Origin of the sequence: Streptomyces sp. NBC_01451 (assembly GCF_036227485.1) — a bacterium.
Taxonomy (GTDB): domain Bacteria; phylum Actinomycetota; class Actinomycetes; order Streptomycetales; family Streptomycetaceae; genus Streptomyces.
The window spans coordinates 2678647-2695806 of sequence record NZ_CP109479.1 but is presented as its reverse complement, the minus strand read 5'-3'; the positions used below and the strand labels follow the sequence as shown (position 1 = coordinate 2695806).

Below are 17160 nucleotides of genomic sequence, written 5' to 3'. Positions count from 1 at the left end.
AGGAATTCGCGCAGCGGCCGGTCCGGCTCAGCCCGCCCCGAACCGGGTGAGTCCGTGCCGGTCGGCGGCCGGTCCGCGTCAGGCTTCCTCGTAGCCCTCGCACAGCCGCCGCAGTGTCGCCCCGCACCGCCGTGCATAGGCATGCTGGAATCCCCGCGTCGCTGGCCCGCCCGCCTTGGCGTACCACTTCGCGGGGCGGCTGAACGCGCTTATCGTCAGCCACACGGTGCCGTCGCCCGTGCGGTCCACGACGAACGACTCCTCGCCGCACTCCGGGTGACCGGCCAGGGTGCCGTACGCCCAGCCGGCGCGGCGGTACTCCTCCACTGTCCACACCACGCGGCAGGGGGCCTTTATCACCCCGGCGAGAGTGACGGTCACATCCACGTCGGGGGCCGCCCGTTCCGAGGTGGTGTCGATGCCCACGCCCATCGCGCGGTGCATCTCCCAGGTGAGGACGGCCTCGGCCGCGCGTCGGAAGACCGCCTCGCCCTCACCGAGGCGGGTGCGCACATGCATGGGGCGGAAGCCGGGCGGACAACGGAAGCCGCGCTCGCGGGTCGCGCCGACGTCCGCGTACGTGAAGGACATGGGACCCAAGGGTAGGGCGGGGGGTGCGAGCGGCTGTGCGGCGGGGTGCGGGACGCGGACACACGTACGACGGGGCGGTCCCCGGAAATGCCTTCGTTCCGGGTACCGCCCCGCCGTTCACCTGCTTACCTGCTTACCTGCTTACCTGCTCACCTGCTCACCTGCTCACCTGCCGCTCGTGCCGAGCGGCCCGTGGCACTCGTCAGGCGGTGACGTTGACCGCGGCCCAGGCCGCGTTGACCGCCGCGTACTCCGTGCTGCTGGCGCCGTACAGGGCCGAGGCCGCCGACAGGGTCGCCGTGCGGGCGCCCTTGTAGTTGGTCGTCGACGTCATGTAGGTGGTCAGCGCCTTGTACCAGATCTGGACGGCCTTGGCGCGACCGATACCCGTGATCGTGGAGCTGTTGTAGGTCGGGGAGTTGTAGCTGACCCCGTTGATCGTCTTCGAACCGCTGCCCTCGGAGAGAAGGTAGAAGAAGTGGTTCGCGGGACCCGACGAGTAGTGGACGTCGAGGTTCTTGACCGTGGACGACCAGTAGTTGGCCGAGCCGCCGTCCTTGCTCGGCTGGTCCATGTAACGCAGCGGCGAGCCGTCGCCGTTGATGTCGATCTTCTCGCCGATGAGGTAGTCACCGACGTCGGAGGAGTTCGCCGCGTAGAACTCGACGGCCGTGCCGAAGATGTCGGACGTCGCCTCGTTCAGGCCACCGGACTCGCCCGAGTAGTTGAGGCCCGCCGTGTTGGCGGTGACGCCGTGGGTCATCTCGTGCCCGGCCACGTCCAGCGAGGTCAGCGGGTTGACGTTGCCCTCGCCGTCGCCGTACGTCATGCAGAAGCAGCTGTCGTCCCAGAACGCGTTGACGTACGCGTTGCCGTAGTGGACGCGGGAGTACGCGGCGACACCGTTGTTCTTGATGCCGGAGCGGCCGAACGTGTCCTTGTAGAAGTCCCACGTCTTCTGCGCGCCGTACGCGGCGTCGACGGCCGCGGTCTGGTCGGTGGTCGAGCTGGAGGCGGCGCCGGTGCCCCAGGTGTCGTCGGCGTCGGTGAACAGGGTGCCGGCGGACGTGGTGGTGGCGTGCGCCTTGTTGTACGTCTTGTGGCCGCCGCGGGTGCCGTCGGTCAGCTGGTACGTCGAGCCCGACAGCGTCGTGCTCAGGGAGACCGTGCCCGAGTACAGGCTCTTGCCGGTGCCGGTCTCGATGCCCTGGTACTCGTACAGCTTCTTGCCGGTGGCCGCGTCGGTGATGACGTGCAGCTCGTTCGGGGTGCCGTCCTCCTGGAGGCCGCCGACGACGGTCTCGTAGGCGAGGGTCGGGGTGCCCGAGGCCGCCCAGATCACCTTGCGGGGGGCGTTGGACGCCTCCGACTTGGTGGAGCCGGCCTTCTTGGCGAGCGTGACGGCCTGCTTCTCGGCGACGGCCGTGGTGACCTCGGGGGTGAGGTCGGCGACCTTGATGGCCGCGTTGTGCGCTCTGGTCACACCCTTGGTCACGCCGGCCGCGTTCTCGTGCACGACGAGGTCGCCGCCGAGGACCGGCAGGCCCGCGTAGGTGCGCTCGTAGCGGGTGTGCAGCGTGCCGTCGGCGTCCTTGACGACGTCACGGACGACGAGCTTCTCCTTCGCGCCGAGGCCTATCTCGTCGGCGGTCGCCGGGGCTTCGGCGGCGGCTTCCTTGATGAGGGCCGTGCGAGCGGCGGGGGACAGCGTCACCGGGACGGCGGAGACCTTGGCCTTGGCGCCGGCCGGCTCGCTCTGCGCGGAGGCGCCGGTGGTCAGGCCGGTGGTGATGAGGGCTCCGGCGGCGACAGCGGTGGCGATGGCCAGGGTGGTGCGGTTGTGACGCGCGTAGAGGGGGGTCACACGGACTCCTTTTGTGGGGGCTCCGGGCGGTCTTGGGGTGATCGGCCGGAGGTGGTTGTGGAGTTGGAGTGCTGCTGCGGCGTGCGGTGGAAGAGTGACATTGGCGCCCTGTACATGTCAGGACCCCAAAGTGATGTTGGCTGAAAATCGACTGTCCGGTGAACGTTTCATGTATGTAACACGGCGCGATCTTGGTAAAGCGACAACAAAGGCCGGGCAGTGTGCCAACAAAAGCGCAGTACGGGGGCGGTAAAGGCGGCGCCGCCCCGGTGAGTTGATCCACCGGGGCGGCGCCCTGCCGGTAACGGGTCCTGAACGCCGCGCGAACGGGCCCTCAACCGCTGTGTGTTCAGGCCGACGGGAAGGTGATCTTCCAGCCGTTGATCCTGCCGGTGTCCTGGGCCGCCTTGTCCTGGACCCTCAACACCCAGGTCCCGTTGGCGACCTCGGAGGAAGCGTTGACCGTGTACGCCTCGGTCACGTTGTCCGCCGAGTCCGAGGAGCTGAACGGCTTCAGGTTGTAGACCGAGCCGTCCGGTGCCACCAGGTCGACGACGAGGTCGCCGCGCCAGGTGTGCGTGATGTTCGGCGTGACCACCAGGTTGGCCGGCGCGTTGCCGGTGATGCCGGTGACCGCGAGCGACGAGGTCACGGCGGCACCGTTGTCCGGAATCGATACGACGGTCGTGGACTCGAAGGAGGTGCCGGTACCGCCGCCACCGCCGCCCGGACGCGTACCGACGCTGACCCCGGCCCACGCGTTCTGCACGGCCGTGTACTCGGCGCTCGTCGTGCCGTACAGCTCACCGGCCGCCGCGAGGGTGCCGGTGCGGGCCGCCGCGTAGTTGGTGGTCGTCGTGAACTTCGTGGTGAGCGCGCGGAACCAGATCTTCTCCGCCTTGTCCCGGCCGATGCCGGTCACCGGGAGCCCGTCCGAGGTGGCCGAGTTGTAGCTGACGCCGTTGATGGTCTTGGCGCCGCTGCCCTCGGAGAGGAGGTAGAAGAAGTGGTTCGCGGGACCCGACGAGTAGTGCACGTCGACCGACCCGATGCCCGAGTACCAGCTGTCCTTGGACGAACCGTCCTTGCTCGGCTTGTCCATGTAACGCAGCGGCGTGCCGTTGCCGTTGATGTTGATCTCTTCGCCGATGAGGTAGTCACCGACGTCGGAGGAGTTGTTCGCGTAGAACTCGACGGCGGTGCCGAAGATGTCCGAGGTGGCCTCGTTGAGGCCGCCGGACTCGCCCGAGTAGTTGAGGCCGGCCGTGTTGGCGGTGACGCCGTGGGTCATCTCGTGGCCGGCCACGTCGATGGAGGTCAGCGGGTTGGTGTTGCCCGACCCGTCGCCGTACGTCATGCAGAAGCAGCTGTCCTGCCAGAAGGCGTTGACGTACGCGTTGCCGTAGTGGACGCGCGAGTACGCGCCCACGCCGTCGCCCCTGATGCCCGAGCGGCCCTGGACGTTCTTGTAGTAGTCCCAGGTCAGCGCGGCGCCGTAGTGGGCGTCGGCACCGGCCGACTCCAGGTTGGACGCGAGGCCGTTGCCCCAGATGTCGTCGGCGCCCGAGAAGAGGGTGCCGGTGCCGGAGGTGCCGCGGTTCAGGTTGTACGTCTTGTGGCCGCCGCGCGCGCCGTCGGTCAGGTTGTACGTCGAACCCGACTGCGTGGTGGTGAGGTCGACCGTGCCGCTGTACACCGTGTTGCCGGTGCCGGTCTCGACGCCCTGGTATTCGAAGAGCTTCTTGCCGGTGGCCGCGTCGGTGATGACGTGCAGCTCGTTCGGGGTGCCGTCGTGCTGGAGACCGCCGACGACCGTCTCGAACGCGAGCACCGGGGTCCCGGAGCCGGCCCAGACGACCTTCCTGGGCTCCTTGCTGAGCTTGGGGCTCTTCGACTCGGCCTTCGCGGCGGTCAGCGCCTGCTGCTCCGCCTTCGCGACGGGCAGCGAGGCCGTCGTCGTCGCGACCTTGATGGTGGCGCGGGACGCCTTCACGACGCCTTCCGTGGCACCCGACTTGGCGGTGTCGACGATCAGGTCGCCGCCGAGGACGGGGAGGCCGTCGTACGTGCGCTCGTACCGTGTGTGCACGGTGCCGTCGCCGTCCTTGAGGACGTCACGGACGACGAGCTTCTCCTTGGCGCCCAGGCCGAGTTCCCTGGCCGTGTCCACCTTGGTGGCGTTGGCCTCGGCCAGCAGCGCGGCGCGCTGGGCGGGGGACAGCTTGACGGACTCGGCGCCCGGTATGACCCTGCCCGCGGCCGACGGTGCCTTCTCCGGGGCTGCGGTGGCGGCACCGGACTGAACTGCCGCTGCCAGTAGGGCTGTTACCGCGACGAGGGCGCCGGTGGCGACCCGTCGCTGCGTCGAGCGGGAGAACTCGGTGGGGGTGGCGTGGGGGGCGCGTCTGTGGGACTGGCGTCTCAACACTGACTCCTTCTGCTTGGCCGCCGGTCGAACGGCCAGGGGGGACCGAACGGTGGTCGTCCGTCCGGGGCAGAACAGGTGCGTGCGGATGCGCGACGACGAACACAGCCTTGTTGCTGTGGAGTGGCTGTGAAGGTGCCGTGGGAAGAGTGGCAGGCAGGGCCGTACGCTGTCAGGACCGCGTCAATAAGTTGGCTGGAAAAGGTTCGTTGTCCGGTTGGTCATGTTCGCTATACGGGCTATTCAACCTTCTGCAACGAATCGATCTTCTCCGCCGAAGCGGGCTGCTGCTCCCCGTGCCACGACCGCCACAGCGCCGAGTACGCCCCGCCCGCCGCCACCAGCCCCTCGTGCGTGCCGAGTTCGGTGATCAGCCCGTCCTCCATCACGGCCACCCGGTCCGCGTCGTGCGCGGTGTGCAGCCGGTGCGCGATCGCGATCACCGTCCGCCCCTCCAGTACGGCGGCCAGCGCGCGCTCCGTGTGCCGCGCGGTCGTCGGATCGAGCAACGCCGTCGCCTCGTCCAGGATCAGCGTGTGCGGGTCCGCCAGCACCACACGGGCCAGGGCCAGTTGCTGGGCCCGCGAACCGTCGGTCGACTCCCCGTCGGGGCCCAGCCCGGTGTCCAGCCCGGCCGGCAGCTCGCGCACCCAGCCGGCGGCGCCGACAGCGGCCAGCGCCGCCCACAACTCGGCGTCCGTGGCGGCCGGTTCGGCGATCAGCAGATTGTCCCGGACCGTGCCCAGGAAGACATGGTGCTCCTGCGTGACGAGCACGACCTGCCGCCGCAGCTCCTCCGGCCCGAGCGAGGAGATCGGTACGCCGCCCACGGTCACCGTGCCCGAACGCGGCTCGTCGACTCCCGCCAGCAGCCGGCACAGCGTCGTCTTGCCCGCCCCCGACGGCCCCACCACCGCGAGCCGTTCACCCGGCCGCACCGTCAGATCGACCCCGCGCAGCACCTCGCCCCCACGGTCGTACGCGTACCGCACCCCCGTCACGTCGATCCGGTCGTCCACCGGCACCGGCGACGCCTGCGACCCGCCCTTCGGCGCCCGCCCGAGCCCCTCCACCCGCGCGAACGAGGCGCTGCTGGACTGCAGTTGCTCCATCCACGTCAGCACCTCGTCGAGCGGCGCCTCCAACTGCCGCAGATACAGGGCCGCCGCCACGACCGCGCCCAGACTGATCGCCCCCTGCCCGTGCAGCGCGCCGCCCACCACCAGCACGACGACCACGGGAAGGACGTACGACACCTCCACCGGCGGAAAGAACACCGTCCGCAGATACAGCGTGTGCAGACGCCTGCGCCGGGAGTGGTCCAGTGCCTCCCGGCTCACCGCGACCCGCCGCTCCGCCAGCCCGAACGCGTCGACGGTGCGGGCCCCCGAGGCGGTCGCCGAGAGAATTTCGGCCACTTCGGAGTTGGCGGAACCCTCGGCGAGATACGCGTCGCGTGCCCGGCGCAGATACCAGCGCAGCGCGAACCAGATGCCGGTCTGCGCGAGCACCGCGGCCAGACCGAGCAGCGGATCGAGCGCGAACACGGCGCCGACGATGAACACGCACTGCACCGAGGCGATGAGCAGGTCCGGCCCGGCATCGCGCAACGTCGTGCCGACCGTGCTGACGTCGGCCGTCCCCCGGGCCGTCAGATCACCGGTCCCGGCCCGCTCCACCACCGACGCGGGCAGCGCGAGCGCCCGGTCGACGAACTCCTCCCGCACCCGGGCGAGCGTCCGCTCCCCGAACCGGTAGCCGACGTACCGCGCCCAGCGCGCCAGCAGCAACTGGGCCACCGCGCACGCCACGATCACCAGCCCGAGCCGGTCCACGGCCGAGACCCCGGCGCCCGCCCGCACCTCGTCGATGATCCGCCCGAGCAGCCAGGGCGCGACGAGCCCGGCACCGGCGGCAGCGGAGTTCAGCAGCAGAAGCGCGGTGAAGGCGCGGCCGTCGGCGCGGATCAGCCGGACGGCGGCCCGGCGGACGTCGGCCGCCGTGGCGACGGGCAGGTGGGCACTCACCGTGCGGGCTCCTCGACGCTCTCCAGGCCTTCCTCGCCGGCCACCAGGTCTCCCGGGCTCTCTTCCTCGTCCGTCTCGTCCGCGTCGCGCGCCACCAGGGCCCGGTATCCCGGTTCCTCCGCGAGCAGCCGCTGATGGCTGCCGACGGCCGCCACCCTGCCGTCGACCAGGTAGTACACGTTGTCCGCCCGGTCCAGCAGCAGGGGCGAGGTGGACGCCACGACGGTCGCACGGTCCGCGCGCTCGCCGCGCTCGGCGCGCAGCCGGTCGGCGACGGCGGCCTCGGTGTGCGCGTCCAGCGCCGAGGTCGGCTCCACGGCCAGCAGCACCTCGGGGTCGGCGAGCAGCGCCCGCACCAGCCGTATCCGCTGCCGCTGCCCGCCCGAGAGGTTGCGGCCCTGTGCGTCGATCGCCGAGTCCAGCCCCTCCGGCAGCCCGAGGACGATGTCGTCGGCGACGGCGGCCCGCACCGCCCGCGCGACGGCCTCCTCGCCGGGCTCCCCGCGCCCGGAGACCAGTTCGCGCAGGGTCCCGGCGAACAGGTCGGCCTCGTTGTCGGCGACCAGGATGCGGGCGCGCACCTGGGCGAGGGCGACCTCGTCGAGCCGTACGCCGCCCCAGGTCGCCGCCGACGGCGTGAACCGGCCGAGCCGGTCGACGACGGCGGCGGCATCGGCGGGCCGGGCACCGGCGAGCGCGGTCAGCCGCCCCGGCACGACGGTCACCCCGGACTCGGGGTCGTGCAGCGCGGACGGCGACGCGGGCGCGTCCAGCCCCCGGCCGCCGCTGTCGTCGTCGGGCTCAAGTGCCAGGAACCGTACGACCCTTCGGGCGGCCACCAGGGCGCGGCTGATCTGGAAACCGCACTCGATGAAGAACGCCACCGGCATGATCAGCACGGCGACATAGCCGTACACCGACACCAACTCGCCCACGCTGATGGACCCCTGGGCGGCCAGCCGGGCCGCGAGCCAGGTCACCAGGGCCAGGAACAGCGTCGGCAGCCCGACCCCGAGTGCCTGGATCCAGCTGCTCACCGCCCCGACCCGGTACCCCTGCTCCTGGAGGCGGCGCGAGTCACGGCGGAAGGCGTCGGCGAACAGCCCTTTGCCGCCAAGGCCGTTGAGGACGCGCAGCCCGCCCGAGAGGTCCCCGATCCGGGCGGTCAGGACGCCCTGCCGCTCCCGGTACGACGACTCCACCCCCTGGAGCCGGCCGAGCAACGGCCCGACGAGGACGGCGACAACGGGCACGCCGAGCAGGATCACCGCGGCGAGCGTCGGTGACACCGCCAGCAGCAGTCCGGCGACCACACCGTAGGAGACCATCGCGCCGATGCCGGGCCCGACGAAGGTCAGCGACTGGCCGATCGTCTGCACGTCACCGACGCCGATCGTGACGACCTCACCGGCCCCGGCCTGCCGGGGCAGCGCCGCCCCGAGCCGCACGGCCTGCCCGACCACGACCTTCACCGTGCGGAAGTTGGCGTCCATCCGGACCCGGGTCATCGTGCGGTGCCGCATGATGCTCAGCCACGCACTGAACGTCCCGGCGGCGAGCATCCCACCGGCCCAGCCCGCCAGCACGGCCTGGTCACCCGGTTCGAGACCCTCGTCGACGGCCCGGGACATCAGATACGGCGACAGCGCCATCAGCGTCGTCCAGCTGCTGGCCAGCAGCGCCCCGACCGCACACCGCCGCCACTGCTGCCGCACCAGCCACAGCAGATAGCGGGCGGGACCGCGGGAGTCGGGCGTGCCGGGATCCTCGTACGCGTCGATCATTTCTCTGCCGTCCCCCGTCCCGTCCTCCGCAGACAAGCACCGGCGCGCCCGCTCGCGGACGCACCCACGCACTCACACCAGGCTGTCCCGCCAGGCCCGGTGCAGATCAGCGAACCGGCCCTTACCGCCGATGAGTTCGGCCGGGGCGCCGTCCTCGACGACCCGCCCGTGCTCCATCACCAGCACCCGGTCGGCGATCTCGACGGTCGACAGCCGGTGCGCGATCACGACGGCCGTACGCCCCCTCAGGACCGTCGACATCGCGCGCTGCACGGCCCGTTCACCCGGGATGTCGAGCGAACTGGTCGCCTCGTCGAGGATCAGCACCGCCGGGTCGGCGAGCAACGCCCTTGCGAACGCGACCAGTTGGCGCTGCCCGGCGGAGATACGGCCACCCCGCTTGCGTACGTCCGTGTCGTAGCCCTCGGGCAGTGAGGTGATGAAGTCGTGGGCGCCGATCGCCTTGGCCGCGTGCTCGATCTCCTCGCGCGAGGCGTCCGGGGCGCCGATGGCGATGTTGTCGGCGACGCTCCCGGAGAACAGGAAGGCCTCCTGCGTCACCATCACGACCCCGCGCCGCAGGTCGGCGCCCGACAGGTCCCGCAGGTCGACGCCGTCGAGGCGGACATCTCCCTCGGTGGGGTCGTAGAAGCGGGCGAGCAGCTTGGCCAGGGTGGACTTGCCGGCGCCGGTCGAGCCGACGACCGCGACGGTCTGCCCGGCCGGGAGGGTGAGGTCGAAGCGGGGCAGCACCTCGCCGCCGGTGCGGTAGGCGAACCGGACCCCGTCGAAGACGACCTCGCGACCCGGGTGCTCCGACTCCAGTACCGGCAGCTCCCGCGGAGCCGACGGCTCCGGGACGGAGGGCGTCTGGGACAGCAGCCCGGAGATCTTCTCCAGGGAGGCCGTGGCCGACTGGTACGAGTTGAGGAACATGCCGAGCCGGTCGATGGGGTCGTACAACCGGCGCAGATACAGCACGGCGGCGGCCAGCACACCCAGTTCGAGCGAGCCGTCCGCGACCCGGTGGGCGCCCCACAACACCATCGCCGCGACAGCGGAGTTGGCGACGACCCGGGACCCGACGACGTAACGGGCCATCTCCAGGATCGCGTCGCCGTTCTTCCGCTCGTGGTCCCGGTTGAGGCCCTCGAACTCCATGTCGTTGGCGGCCTCGCGGCGGAACGCGCGCACCGGCCGGATGCCGTTCATCGTCTCCACGAACTTGACGATGACGGCGGCGATCGCGGTGGACCGCAGCGCGTACACCCGGCCGGCCCGGCGCCGGTAGAGCCGGACCAGCAGGTACAGCGGCACGAACGAGGCGATGGCGAGCGCCCCGAGGCTCAGATCCAGCCAGAGCAGGACGGCCGAGATGTAGGCGAACGACAGCGCGATGGTGACGAGTTCCTGGAGCCCGTCGTTCAGCAGCTCGCGCAGCGACTCGACGTCAGCCGTGGAACGGGAGATCAGCCGGCCCGAGGTGTAGCGCTCGTGGAAGTCGAGGCTGAGCGCCTGCGCGTGCCGGAAGATGCGCCCGCGCAGATCGAGCAGCGCGTCCTGACTGACCCGAGCGGCGGCGGAGATGAACCAGTACTGCAACGCGCCCGACGCCAGCGCGCAGAGCAGATAGCCGACCGCGACGGCGACGAGCGGCCCGTTGTCGTGGTCGCGGAAGGCCGGAACGGCACGGTCGATGGCGTACGCGACGAGCAGCGGGCCCGTCTGGACGGCCGCCTGCTGAAGCAGCAGAAGTACGGCGGTCAGGGCGACCCGGCCCTTCATCGGGGCGAGGAGGGACCGGAGCAGGCTCGCGGTGGCGCCCTTGGGGGTGGGCAGGTCGTCCTGGTCGAAGGGGTCGCCGGGGGTGGGGGACCGGGGGGCGGCGGGGGCGGCCGCGGTGTCCGGCGAGGTGTGCGGTCCGGCGGCCGTTCCGGAGGCCGGGCCGCCGTCCGGCCCGGAGGGCTGTTCGTCGTCGGGGGTCGGCGCGGTGGTCGTGGGCGCCGTCATCGGGCGGCCTCCTCGAAGCTGTCGGTGCTGTCGGTGCCGTGGGGGGTGCCGCCGCGGTCGCTCTCCTCGTCCGCGCCGGCCATCAGCCAGGCGTACTCGGAGTTCGTCCGCAGGAGTTCGTGATGCGTGCCCACGGCGGTGATCCGGCCGCCGGACAGAAGGGCGACGCGGTCGGCGAGCAGGACCGTGGACGGGCGGTGCGCCACGATCAGGGCCGTGGTGTCGGCGAGGACCCGGCGCAGCGCGGCCTCGATGGCGGCCTCCGTGCGCACGTCCAGCGCGGACAGCGGGTCGTCGAGGACGAGGAACCGGGGACTGCCCACGACCGCCCGGGCCAGCGCGAGCCGCTGCCGCTGGCCGCCGGACAGACTGAGTCCCTGCTCGCCGACCTGGGTGTCCGTGCCCTGCGGAAGCGAGTGCACGAAGTCGGCCTGGGCCACGGCCAGCGCGTGGTGCAGCTCGGCCTCGCCGGCGGAGTCCTGGGCCCCCATGAGGACGTTGGCGCCGACGCTCGCCGAGAAGAGGGTGGGTTCCTCGAAGGCGACGGCCACCAGTTCGCGCAGCTCCTCCCTGGGCAGGGCGGAGATGTCGTGTCCGTCGAGGGTGATGCGCCCCGAGGTCACCTCGTGCAGCCGGGGGACGAGCGCCGTGAGCGTGGTCTTGCCGCTGCCGGTCGTGCCGACGAGGGCCATGGACTCGCCGGGCCGGATGTGGAGGTCGACGCGGTCGAGGACGGGAGGGGAGCCGGCGGGGGCGTCGGGATACCGGAACGAGACACCGTGGAAGCGGAGCCCACGGTCGGCGTCGGCGGAAGCCGCAGAGACAGCGGCCGAGGCGGAGACAGAGGCAGAGGTCGAGGCCGAAGCGGGGGCCGGGGCGCGGGCGTCCGCGGGAGCGACCTCCCCCACGTCCTCCGGGTCCTCGTCCATCACCTCGAAGTAGCGTTCCGTCGCGGTGGCCGCGTCCTGGCTCATCGCGAGGAGGAAGCCGATGGAGTCGACGGGCCAGCGCAGGGCGAGGGCCGTGGACAGGAAGGCGACCAGTGTCCCGGCCGACAGATCGCCGTCGGCGACCTGCACGGTCCCCAGCACGAGCGCCGCCCCGATCGCCAGCTCCGGCAGCGTGACGATCACCGCCCAGATCGCCGACAGCAGCCGGGCCTTGTGCAGTTCGGTCCCGCGCAGCGTCCGCGACAGCTCCTGGAACGCCCGCGCCTGACTCCTGTGCCGCCCGAACCCCTTGATGATCCGGATGCCGAGCACGCTCTCCTCGACGACCGTCGTCAGGTCGCCCACCTGGTCCTGGGCGCGCCGGGCGACGAGGTGGTAGCGCCGCTCGAAGACGATGCACACGATCAGGACGGGGACGGCGGGCCCCAGGATCACCAGCCCCAGCGACCAGTCCTGGACCAGCATGATGGTCACGCCGGCCAGGATCGTCACCGCGTTGACGAACAGGAACGTCAGCGGGAAGGCGAGGAACATCCGCAGCAGTTGCAGGTCCGACGTCGCCCGGGACAGCAGCTGACCGGACGGCCACCGGTCGTGGAAGGCGACCGGCAGCCGCTGGAGCCGCCGGTACAGGCTCGCCCGCATCGCCGCCTCGACCCCGGCCAGCGGCCGGGCCACCAGCCACCGCCGCAGCCCGAACAGCACTGCCTCCCCGACCCCGAGCAGCAGCAGCCACAGCGCCCCGAGCCACACACCGCGCGAGTCACGGTCGGCGATCGGCCCGTCCACCATCCACTTCAGGACGAGCGGGATCACCAGCCCCATGCACGAGGCGAGCACGGCGATGAAGGCGGCGGTGAACAGCCGTGCCCGCACCGGCCGCACATAGGGCCACAGGCGCAACAGGGTGCGTACGGCGGAACGGCCGGCGTGGGATTCCGGGCCCTTTGCGGTTGCACGTGTCGTGGACATCCATCCGAGCCTACAAACCACCACTGACAGTGCCTACCGAGTTTTGACCCGAACTCGGTCGGCCGAAGGTCCTACGACCTGCGTGTTCGAGAAGTCGTACGCGCGCATCAACCGATCGGCTGATGCCGGTCCGAGCGCGTCGGCCGATGTGCCGCCCCGTCCCGCGCCGCGACGCTGGTTGCATGTCCGTCATCGAAGTGAACGACCTGCGCAAGTCCTACGGCGGCCGTCCCGTCGTGGACGGCGTCTCCTTCGCCGTCGAGGAGGGCGAGATCTTCGGCATCCTCGGCCCGAACGGCGCCGGCAAGACCACCACCGTCGAATGCGTCGAGGGCCTGCGCCTTCCCGACTCCGGCCGGGTCCGGGTCACCGGCCTTGACCCGGTCACCGACCACGAGGCCACCAGCCGGGTCCTCGGCGCCCAGCTCCAGCAGAGCGAACTGCAGGCCAAGCTGACCGTCCGCGAGGCCCTGGAGCTGTACGCGGCCTTCTACCCCCGCCCGGCCGACTGGCGCCCGCTGGCCGAGCGGCTTGGCCTGACCGACCGTCTCGACGCCAGGTTCGGCAAGCTCTCCGGTGGCCAGAAACAGCGCCTGTTCATCGCACTCGCGCTCATCGGCAACCCGCGGGTCGTCGTCCTCGACGAACTGACCACGGGCCTCGACCCACGCGCCCGCCGGGACACCTGGCAGCTCATCGAGGACGTACGGGAGAGCGGGGTCACCGTTCTCCTCGTGACGCACTTCATGGAGGAGGCGCAACGGCTCTGCGACCGGATCGCCGTGATCGACAAGGGGCGGATCGCCGCCCTGGACACCCCGGCCGGTCTGATCCGCCGCTCGGCGGGTGCCACGGTGATCAGCTTCACGCCGTCCGCCCCGCTGGCCGATGACGCTCTCAACGCGCTTCCCGCGCTCGCGTCGGTCGACCACAGGGACGGCCGCGTCACCCTCTCCGGTACGGACGAGACCGTCAACGCGGTCATCACCCTCCTCGCCCGCAGCCATGTCACCGCCCACCAACTCCGCGTCACCGACGCCACGTTGGACGACGCGTTCCTCGACCTGACGAAGGGGGAAGCCGCATGAGCGCCATGAACACGTCCGTCGTCGACACCGCGGTACTGAGGACCGAGATCCGCCTGTTCCGCCGTGAACCCGGCGCCCTCTTCTGGATCCTGCTGTTCCCGACGCTCCTCCTGGTGATCCTCGGCTCGATCCCCGCGTTCGGCGACCGGCAGGCCGACCTGGGCGGCCTGCGGACGATCGACGTGTACGTGCCGGTGGCCGTGCTGCTCGGCCCGATCGTCGGCGGGCTCCAGTCCATGCCGCAGACCCTCACCGGCTACCGCGAGCGCGGCATCCTGCGCCGGATGGCCGCCACCCCGGTCCGCCCGGCCGCCCTGCTCTCCGCGCAGATGCTGGTCTACGGCGGGGCGGCCCTGGCCTCGTCGCTGCTCGCCCTCGCGATCGGGCGCCTCGCCTTCGACGTACGACTGCCACGGCAGCCCTTCGGCTACGCCCTGGCCCTCGTCCTGACCGTGCTGGCCGCCCTCGCGCTCGGCGCGGTGGTCTCGGCGCTGTCCCGGACGACGAAGATCGCGGGTGCGATCGGCTCGGCCGTGTTCTTCCCGGCGATGTTCTGCGCGGGCCTGTGGGCGCCGGTGCAGACCATGCCGGACGTGCTGGCCGGCATCGTCGGCCGCACCCCCTTCGGCGCGGCGGCCGAGGCACTGAACCGGGCGGCGGCGGGGGACTGGCCCGGCTGGGGCCACCTGGGCGTGCTGGTGGCGTGGACGGTACTGCTCACGGCGGGCGCCGCGCGCTGGTTCCGGTGGGAGTAGGGGACGGCCGGCGGTCCGTGCAGACTGGGGACATGACCGCGGCGGACACAGGCATCGACCGGCGCATGGAGCACCTGCACATCTGGGGGCCGTACGGGCTGCTCGGTGTCAGCGTGGTCCTCGCTGGGGTCTCCGCCGACCTGATCGAAGGCCCCGTCGAGTGGCAGGCCGCCGGGGCGCTGGTCGGCGCCGCGCTCGCGCTCCAGCTCTGGTGGCACGGCACCCGCTCCCGGCGGGCGAACCGCGGCCGGACCCCGTCCCGGGCGGGCACGGCGTACTACGTCGTGCGCTGGGCGATCGCCTTCCTGCTCACCTGGATCAACCCGTTCTTCGCGTTCTACGCCGCCACCGGCTACATGGACGCCGACGAGCTGATCCCGGGCATGTGGCGGCGGCTCGGACTGTTCGCCAGCGCGGTCACCGTGGCCGCCGCGCAGGCCGGCGGGCTGTTGTTCGACAGCGGGGTCCAGTGGGCCGCGTTCGCCGCGCTGCTGGCCGTCAACTTCGGTCTTCAGGCGCTGGTCGCCCACGCCACCGAGCAGGAGGAACAGCGCTCCCGCGACCGGGCCGTCACCATCGTCGAACTCGAACGCACCAACACGGCGTTGCAGCAGGCCCTCGACGAGAACGCCGCCCTGCACGCCCAACTCCTTCACCAGGCAAGGGAGGCGGGCGTCGCGGACGAACGCCGTCGGCTGGCCGCCGAGATCCACGACACCATCGCCCAGGGCCTGACCGGGATCATCGCCCAGCTCCAGGTGGTGACGAACACCCCGGACCGGACCCTGGCGCGCGAACACGTGGACCGCGCCATGAAGTTGGCCCGCAGCAGCCTCGGCGAGGCCCGCCGCTCCGTGCAGAACCTGGCCCCCGTGGCCCTGGAGAGCGACGACCTGCCGGAGGCCCTGAAGAAGACGGTCGCGGACTGGGCCGAACGGACGGGCGTACGCGCCGAGTTCACGGTCACCGGCCCGGCGGAACAGCTCCACGCGGAGCTCGCGGCGACCCTCCTGCGCATCGCTCAGGAAGCCCTGTCGAACGCCTCCCGTCACGCCCGGGCGTCACGGGCCGGCGTCACCCTGACCTTCCTCGGCGACGAGGTGATCCTCGACATCCGCGACGACGGCGACGGCTTCGACCCGCTCACGGTCCGTGAACGCAACGGCACCGGCGGCTTCGGCCTCGACGGCATGCGTGCCCGCGCCGAACGCGTCGCGGGCACGCTCACCGTGGAGTCCGGGCCTGGTCACGGCACGGCGGTCTCGGCCCGCGTACCTTTGGTCCCCCATGACTACTGACGCGCCCATCACCCTGCTGATCGTCGACGACCATCCCGTCGTACGGGACGGTCTGCGCGGCATGTTCGAGTCGGCGCCGGGCTTCACGGTGCTGGCCGAGGCGTCGAACGGCGTGGAGGCGGTGGGACTGGCCGCCGCCCTCGACCCCGACGTCGTCCTGATGGACCTGCGGATGCCGGGCGGCGGCGGAGTCGACGCGATCGCCGAACTGACCCGCCGCCGGTCCCGGGCCCGGGTCCTCGTCCTGACGACGTACGACACGGACTCCGACACCCTCCCCGCGATCGAGGCGGGCGCGACGGGCTACCTCCTGAAGGACGCCCCGAGGGACGAACTCTTCACGGCGGTACGGGCGGCGGCCCAGGGCCGCACGGTCCTCTCCCCGGCGGTGGCCTCCCGTCTGGTCTCCGCGGTCCGCGCCCCGGGCAACGAGCCCCTCTCGGCCCGCGAACGCGAGGTTCTCGCCCTGGTCGCCAGGGGCACGTCGAACCGGGAGATCGCCCGCGTCCTCTTCATCAGCGAGGCCACGGTGAAGACCCATCTGACGCACCTGTACACCAAGTTGGGCGTGAAGGACCGCGCGGCGGCGGTGGCGACGGCCTACGAGCGAGGCATCCTCGGCCCGCACAGCCCCTGACCCGGGGACGGCAGCAGCCCGTTCGCGATCGTCTCCCACGCGGCTGTCAGCTCGGCGAGCAACTCCGGCTTGTCGGGCGCCGGATCGGCCTGCTCGCGCCGGTCGGCGGCCAGGTTGCAGAGGCGCTCTGCCTCATCTGCGTGTAGTTCTCGACCAAGCCGTCGGTGTACTGGTTGAGGGCCTGCTGACTCGACAGCCACGTCCACCTTCTGGTGAACCTCCCGCCCAAGGTCGCCGTCACCAAGCTCGTCAACTCCCGCAAGCTGTCTCCTACAGCCGCCTGCGTCAGGAGTTCCCCGACCTGGTACGCCACCACTGACGGTCCAACAAGCTCTGGTCCGGTTCCTACTTCGCCGGAACCGTCGGCGGCGCCCACTCTCCGCGGTCAAGCAGTACATCGAACAGTGCAACCGCCCTGCGTGAGCGGCGCCCGGCTCCGCCTCGCGACGCTCCGCGCCACGGGCGAGGAACACCCCATCCGGCTCCGCCGGACAAGAACCCGCGACGCTCAGCGTCGCAACCTCGGACCTGCTTCACCACCGGGCCGAAGCCCGATGCACTGCAAACGAATCCCGGTGGGGCAGATCCTGGTACTCGGCGTTGCCCTCGTACAGGTCGTGGTCGCCGAGTTGCCCCAGCGGGGAGGACGGGGGCGTCAAGAAGGTGTCCACGGACCGGAACCGACGCTGAATTCGCGCGACAGGACGGCCACGACTCTGGAACCGTACGGGGTCGGCAGCGTCTCCCTGTTCTGGATCG

General features: G+C 71.4%; 11 protein-coding genes. 4 read left to right on the top strand and 7 right to left on the bottom strand.

The features are described from left to right. Positions 1-78: 78 nt before the first annotated feature. The 7 genes from OG595_RS11385 to OG595_RS11355 all read right to left on the bottom strand — a co-directional run bounded on the left by OG595_RS11385 (position 79) and on the right by OG595_RS11355 (position 12623). On the bottom strand, positions 79-591 hold the full coding sequence (locus OG595_RS11385) for a DUF1990 domain-containing protein (protein ID WP_329270697.1): 513 nt from the start codon (positions 589-591) through the stop codon (positions 79-81). Between the two features lie 202 nt (positions 592-793). Next, a complete protein-coding gene (locus OG595_RS11380; protein WP_329270694.1) occupies positions 794-2455 on the bottom strand; it encodes a M4 family metallopeptidase in 1662 nt (553 codons plus the stop codon). 349 nt (positions 2456-2804) lie between these two features. Beyond that, positions 2805-4883 (bottom strand): M4 family metallopeptidase, encoded by a 2079-nt coding sequence (locus tag OG595_RS11375; RefSeq protein WP_329270692.1) that lies wholly within the window; start codon positions 4881-4883, stop codon positions 2805-2807. 236 nt (positions 4884-5119) lie between these two features. Continuing rightward, a complete protein-coding gene (locus OG595_RS11370) occupies positions 5120-6907 on the bottom strand; it encodes an ABC transporter ATP-binding protein (RefSeq protein WP_329270690.1) in 1788 nt (595 codons plus the stop codon). Continuing rightward, positions 6904-8691, bottom strand: a complete 1788-nt coding sequence (locus OG595_RS11365; RefSeq protein WP_329270688.1) for an ABC transporter ATP-binding protein — start codon at positions 8689-8691, stop codon at positions 6904-6906. Before OG595_RS11365 ends, OG595_RS11370 begins: the two co-directional genes overlap by 4 nt. 72 nt (positions 8692-8763) lie before the next feature. Continuing rightward, positions 8764-10701, bottom strand: coding sequence for an ABC transporter ATP-binding protein (locus OG595_RS11360; protein ID WP_329270687.1), 1938 nt, complete (start codon positions 10699-10701; stop codon positions 8764-8766). After that, complete coding sequence (locus OG595_RS11355) at positions 10698-12623, bottom strand: ABC transporter ATP-binding protein (RefSeq protein WP_329270684.1); 1926 nt, start codon at positions 12621-12623, stop codon at positions 10698-10700. The genes OG595_RS11360 and OG595_RS11355 overlap by 4 nt, the downstream gene beginning before the upstream one ends. A gap of 182 nt (positions 12624-12805) precedes the next feature. Between OG595_RS11355 and OG595_RS11350 the strand changes: the two genes are divergently transcribed. The 4 genes from OG595_RS11350 to OG595_RS11335 are packed head-to-tail and all read left to right on the top strand — an operon-like array spanning position 12806 to position 16401. Further along, on the top strand, positions 12806-13711 hold the full coding sequence (locus OG595_RS11350; RefSeq protein WP_329270682.1) for an ABC transporter ATP-binding protein: 906 nt from the start codon (positions 12806-12808) through the stop codon (positions 13709-13711). A gap of 5 nt (positions 13712-13716) precedes the next feature. Continuing rightward, positions 13717-14466: an ABC transporter permease gene (locus OG595_RS11345; protein WP_329282800.1), complete on the top strand. Its 750-nt coding sequence runs from the start codon at positions 13717-13719 to the stop codon at positions 14464-14466. A 32-nt stretch (positions 14467-14498) separates the two neighbouring features. Next, a complete protein-coding gene (locus OG595_RS11340; RefSeq protein ID WP_329270679.1) occupies positions 14499-15764 on the top strand; it encodes a sensor histidine kinase in 1266 nt (421 codons plus the stop codon). Continuing rightward, positions 15754-16401, top strand: coding sequence for a response regulator transcription factor (locus OG595_RS11335; RefSeq protein WP_329270676.1), 648 nt, complete (start codon positions 15754-15756; stop codon positions 16399-16401). Before OG595_RS11340 ends, OG595_RS11335 begins: the two co-directional genes overlap by 11 nt. Positions 16402-17160: the final 759 nt, after the last annotated feature.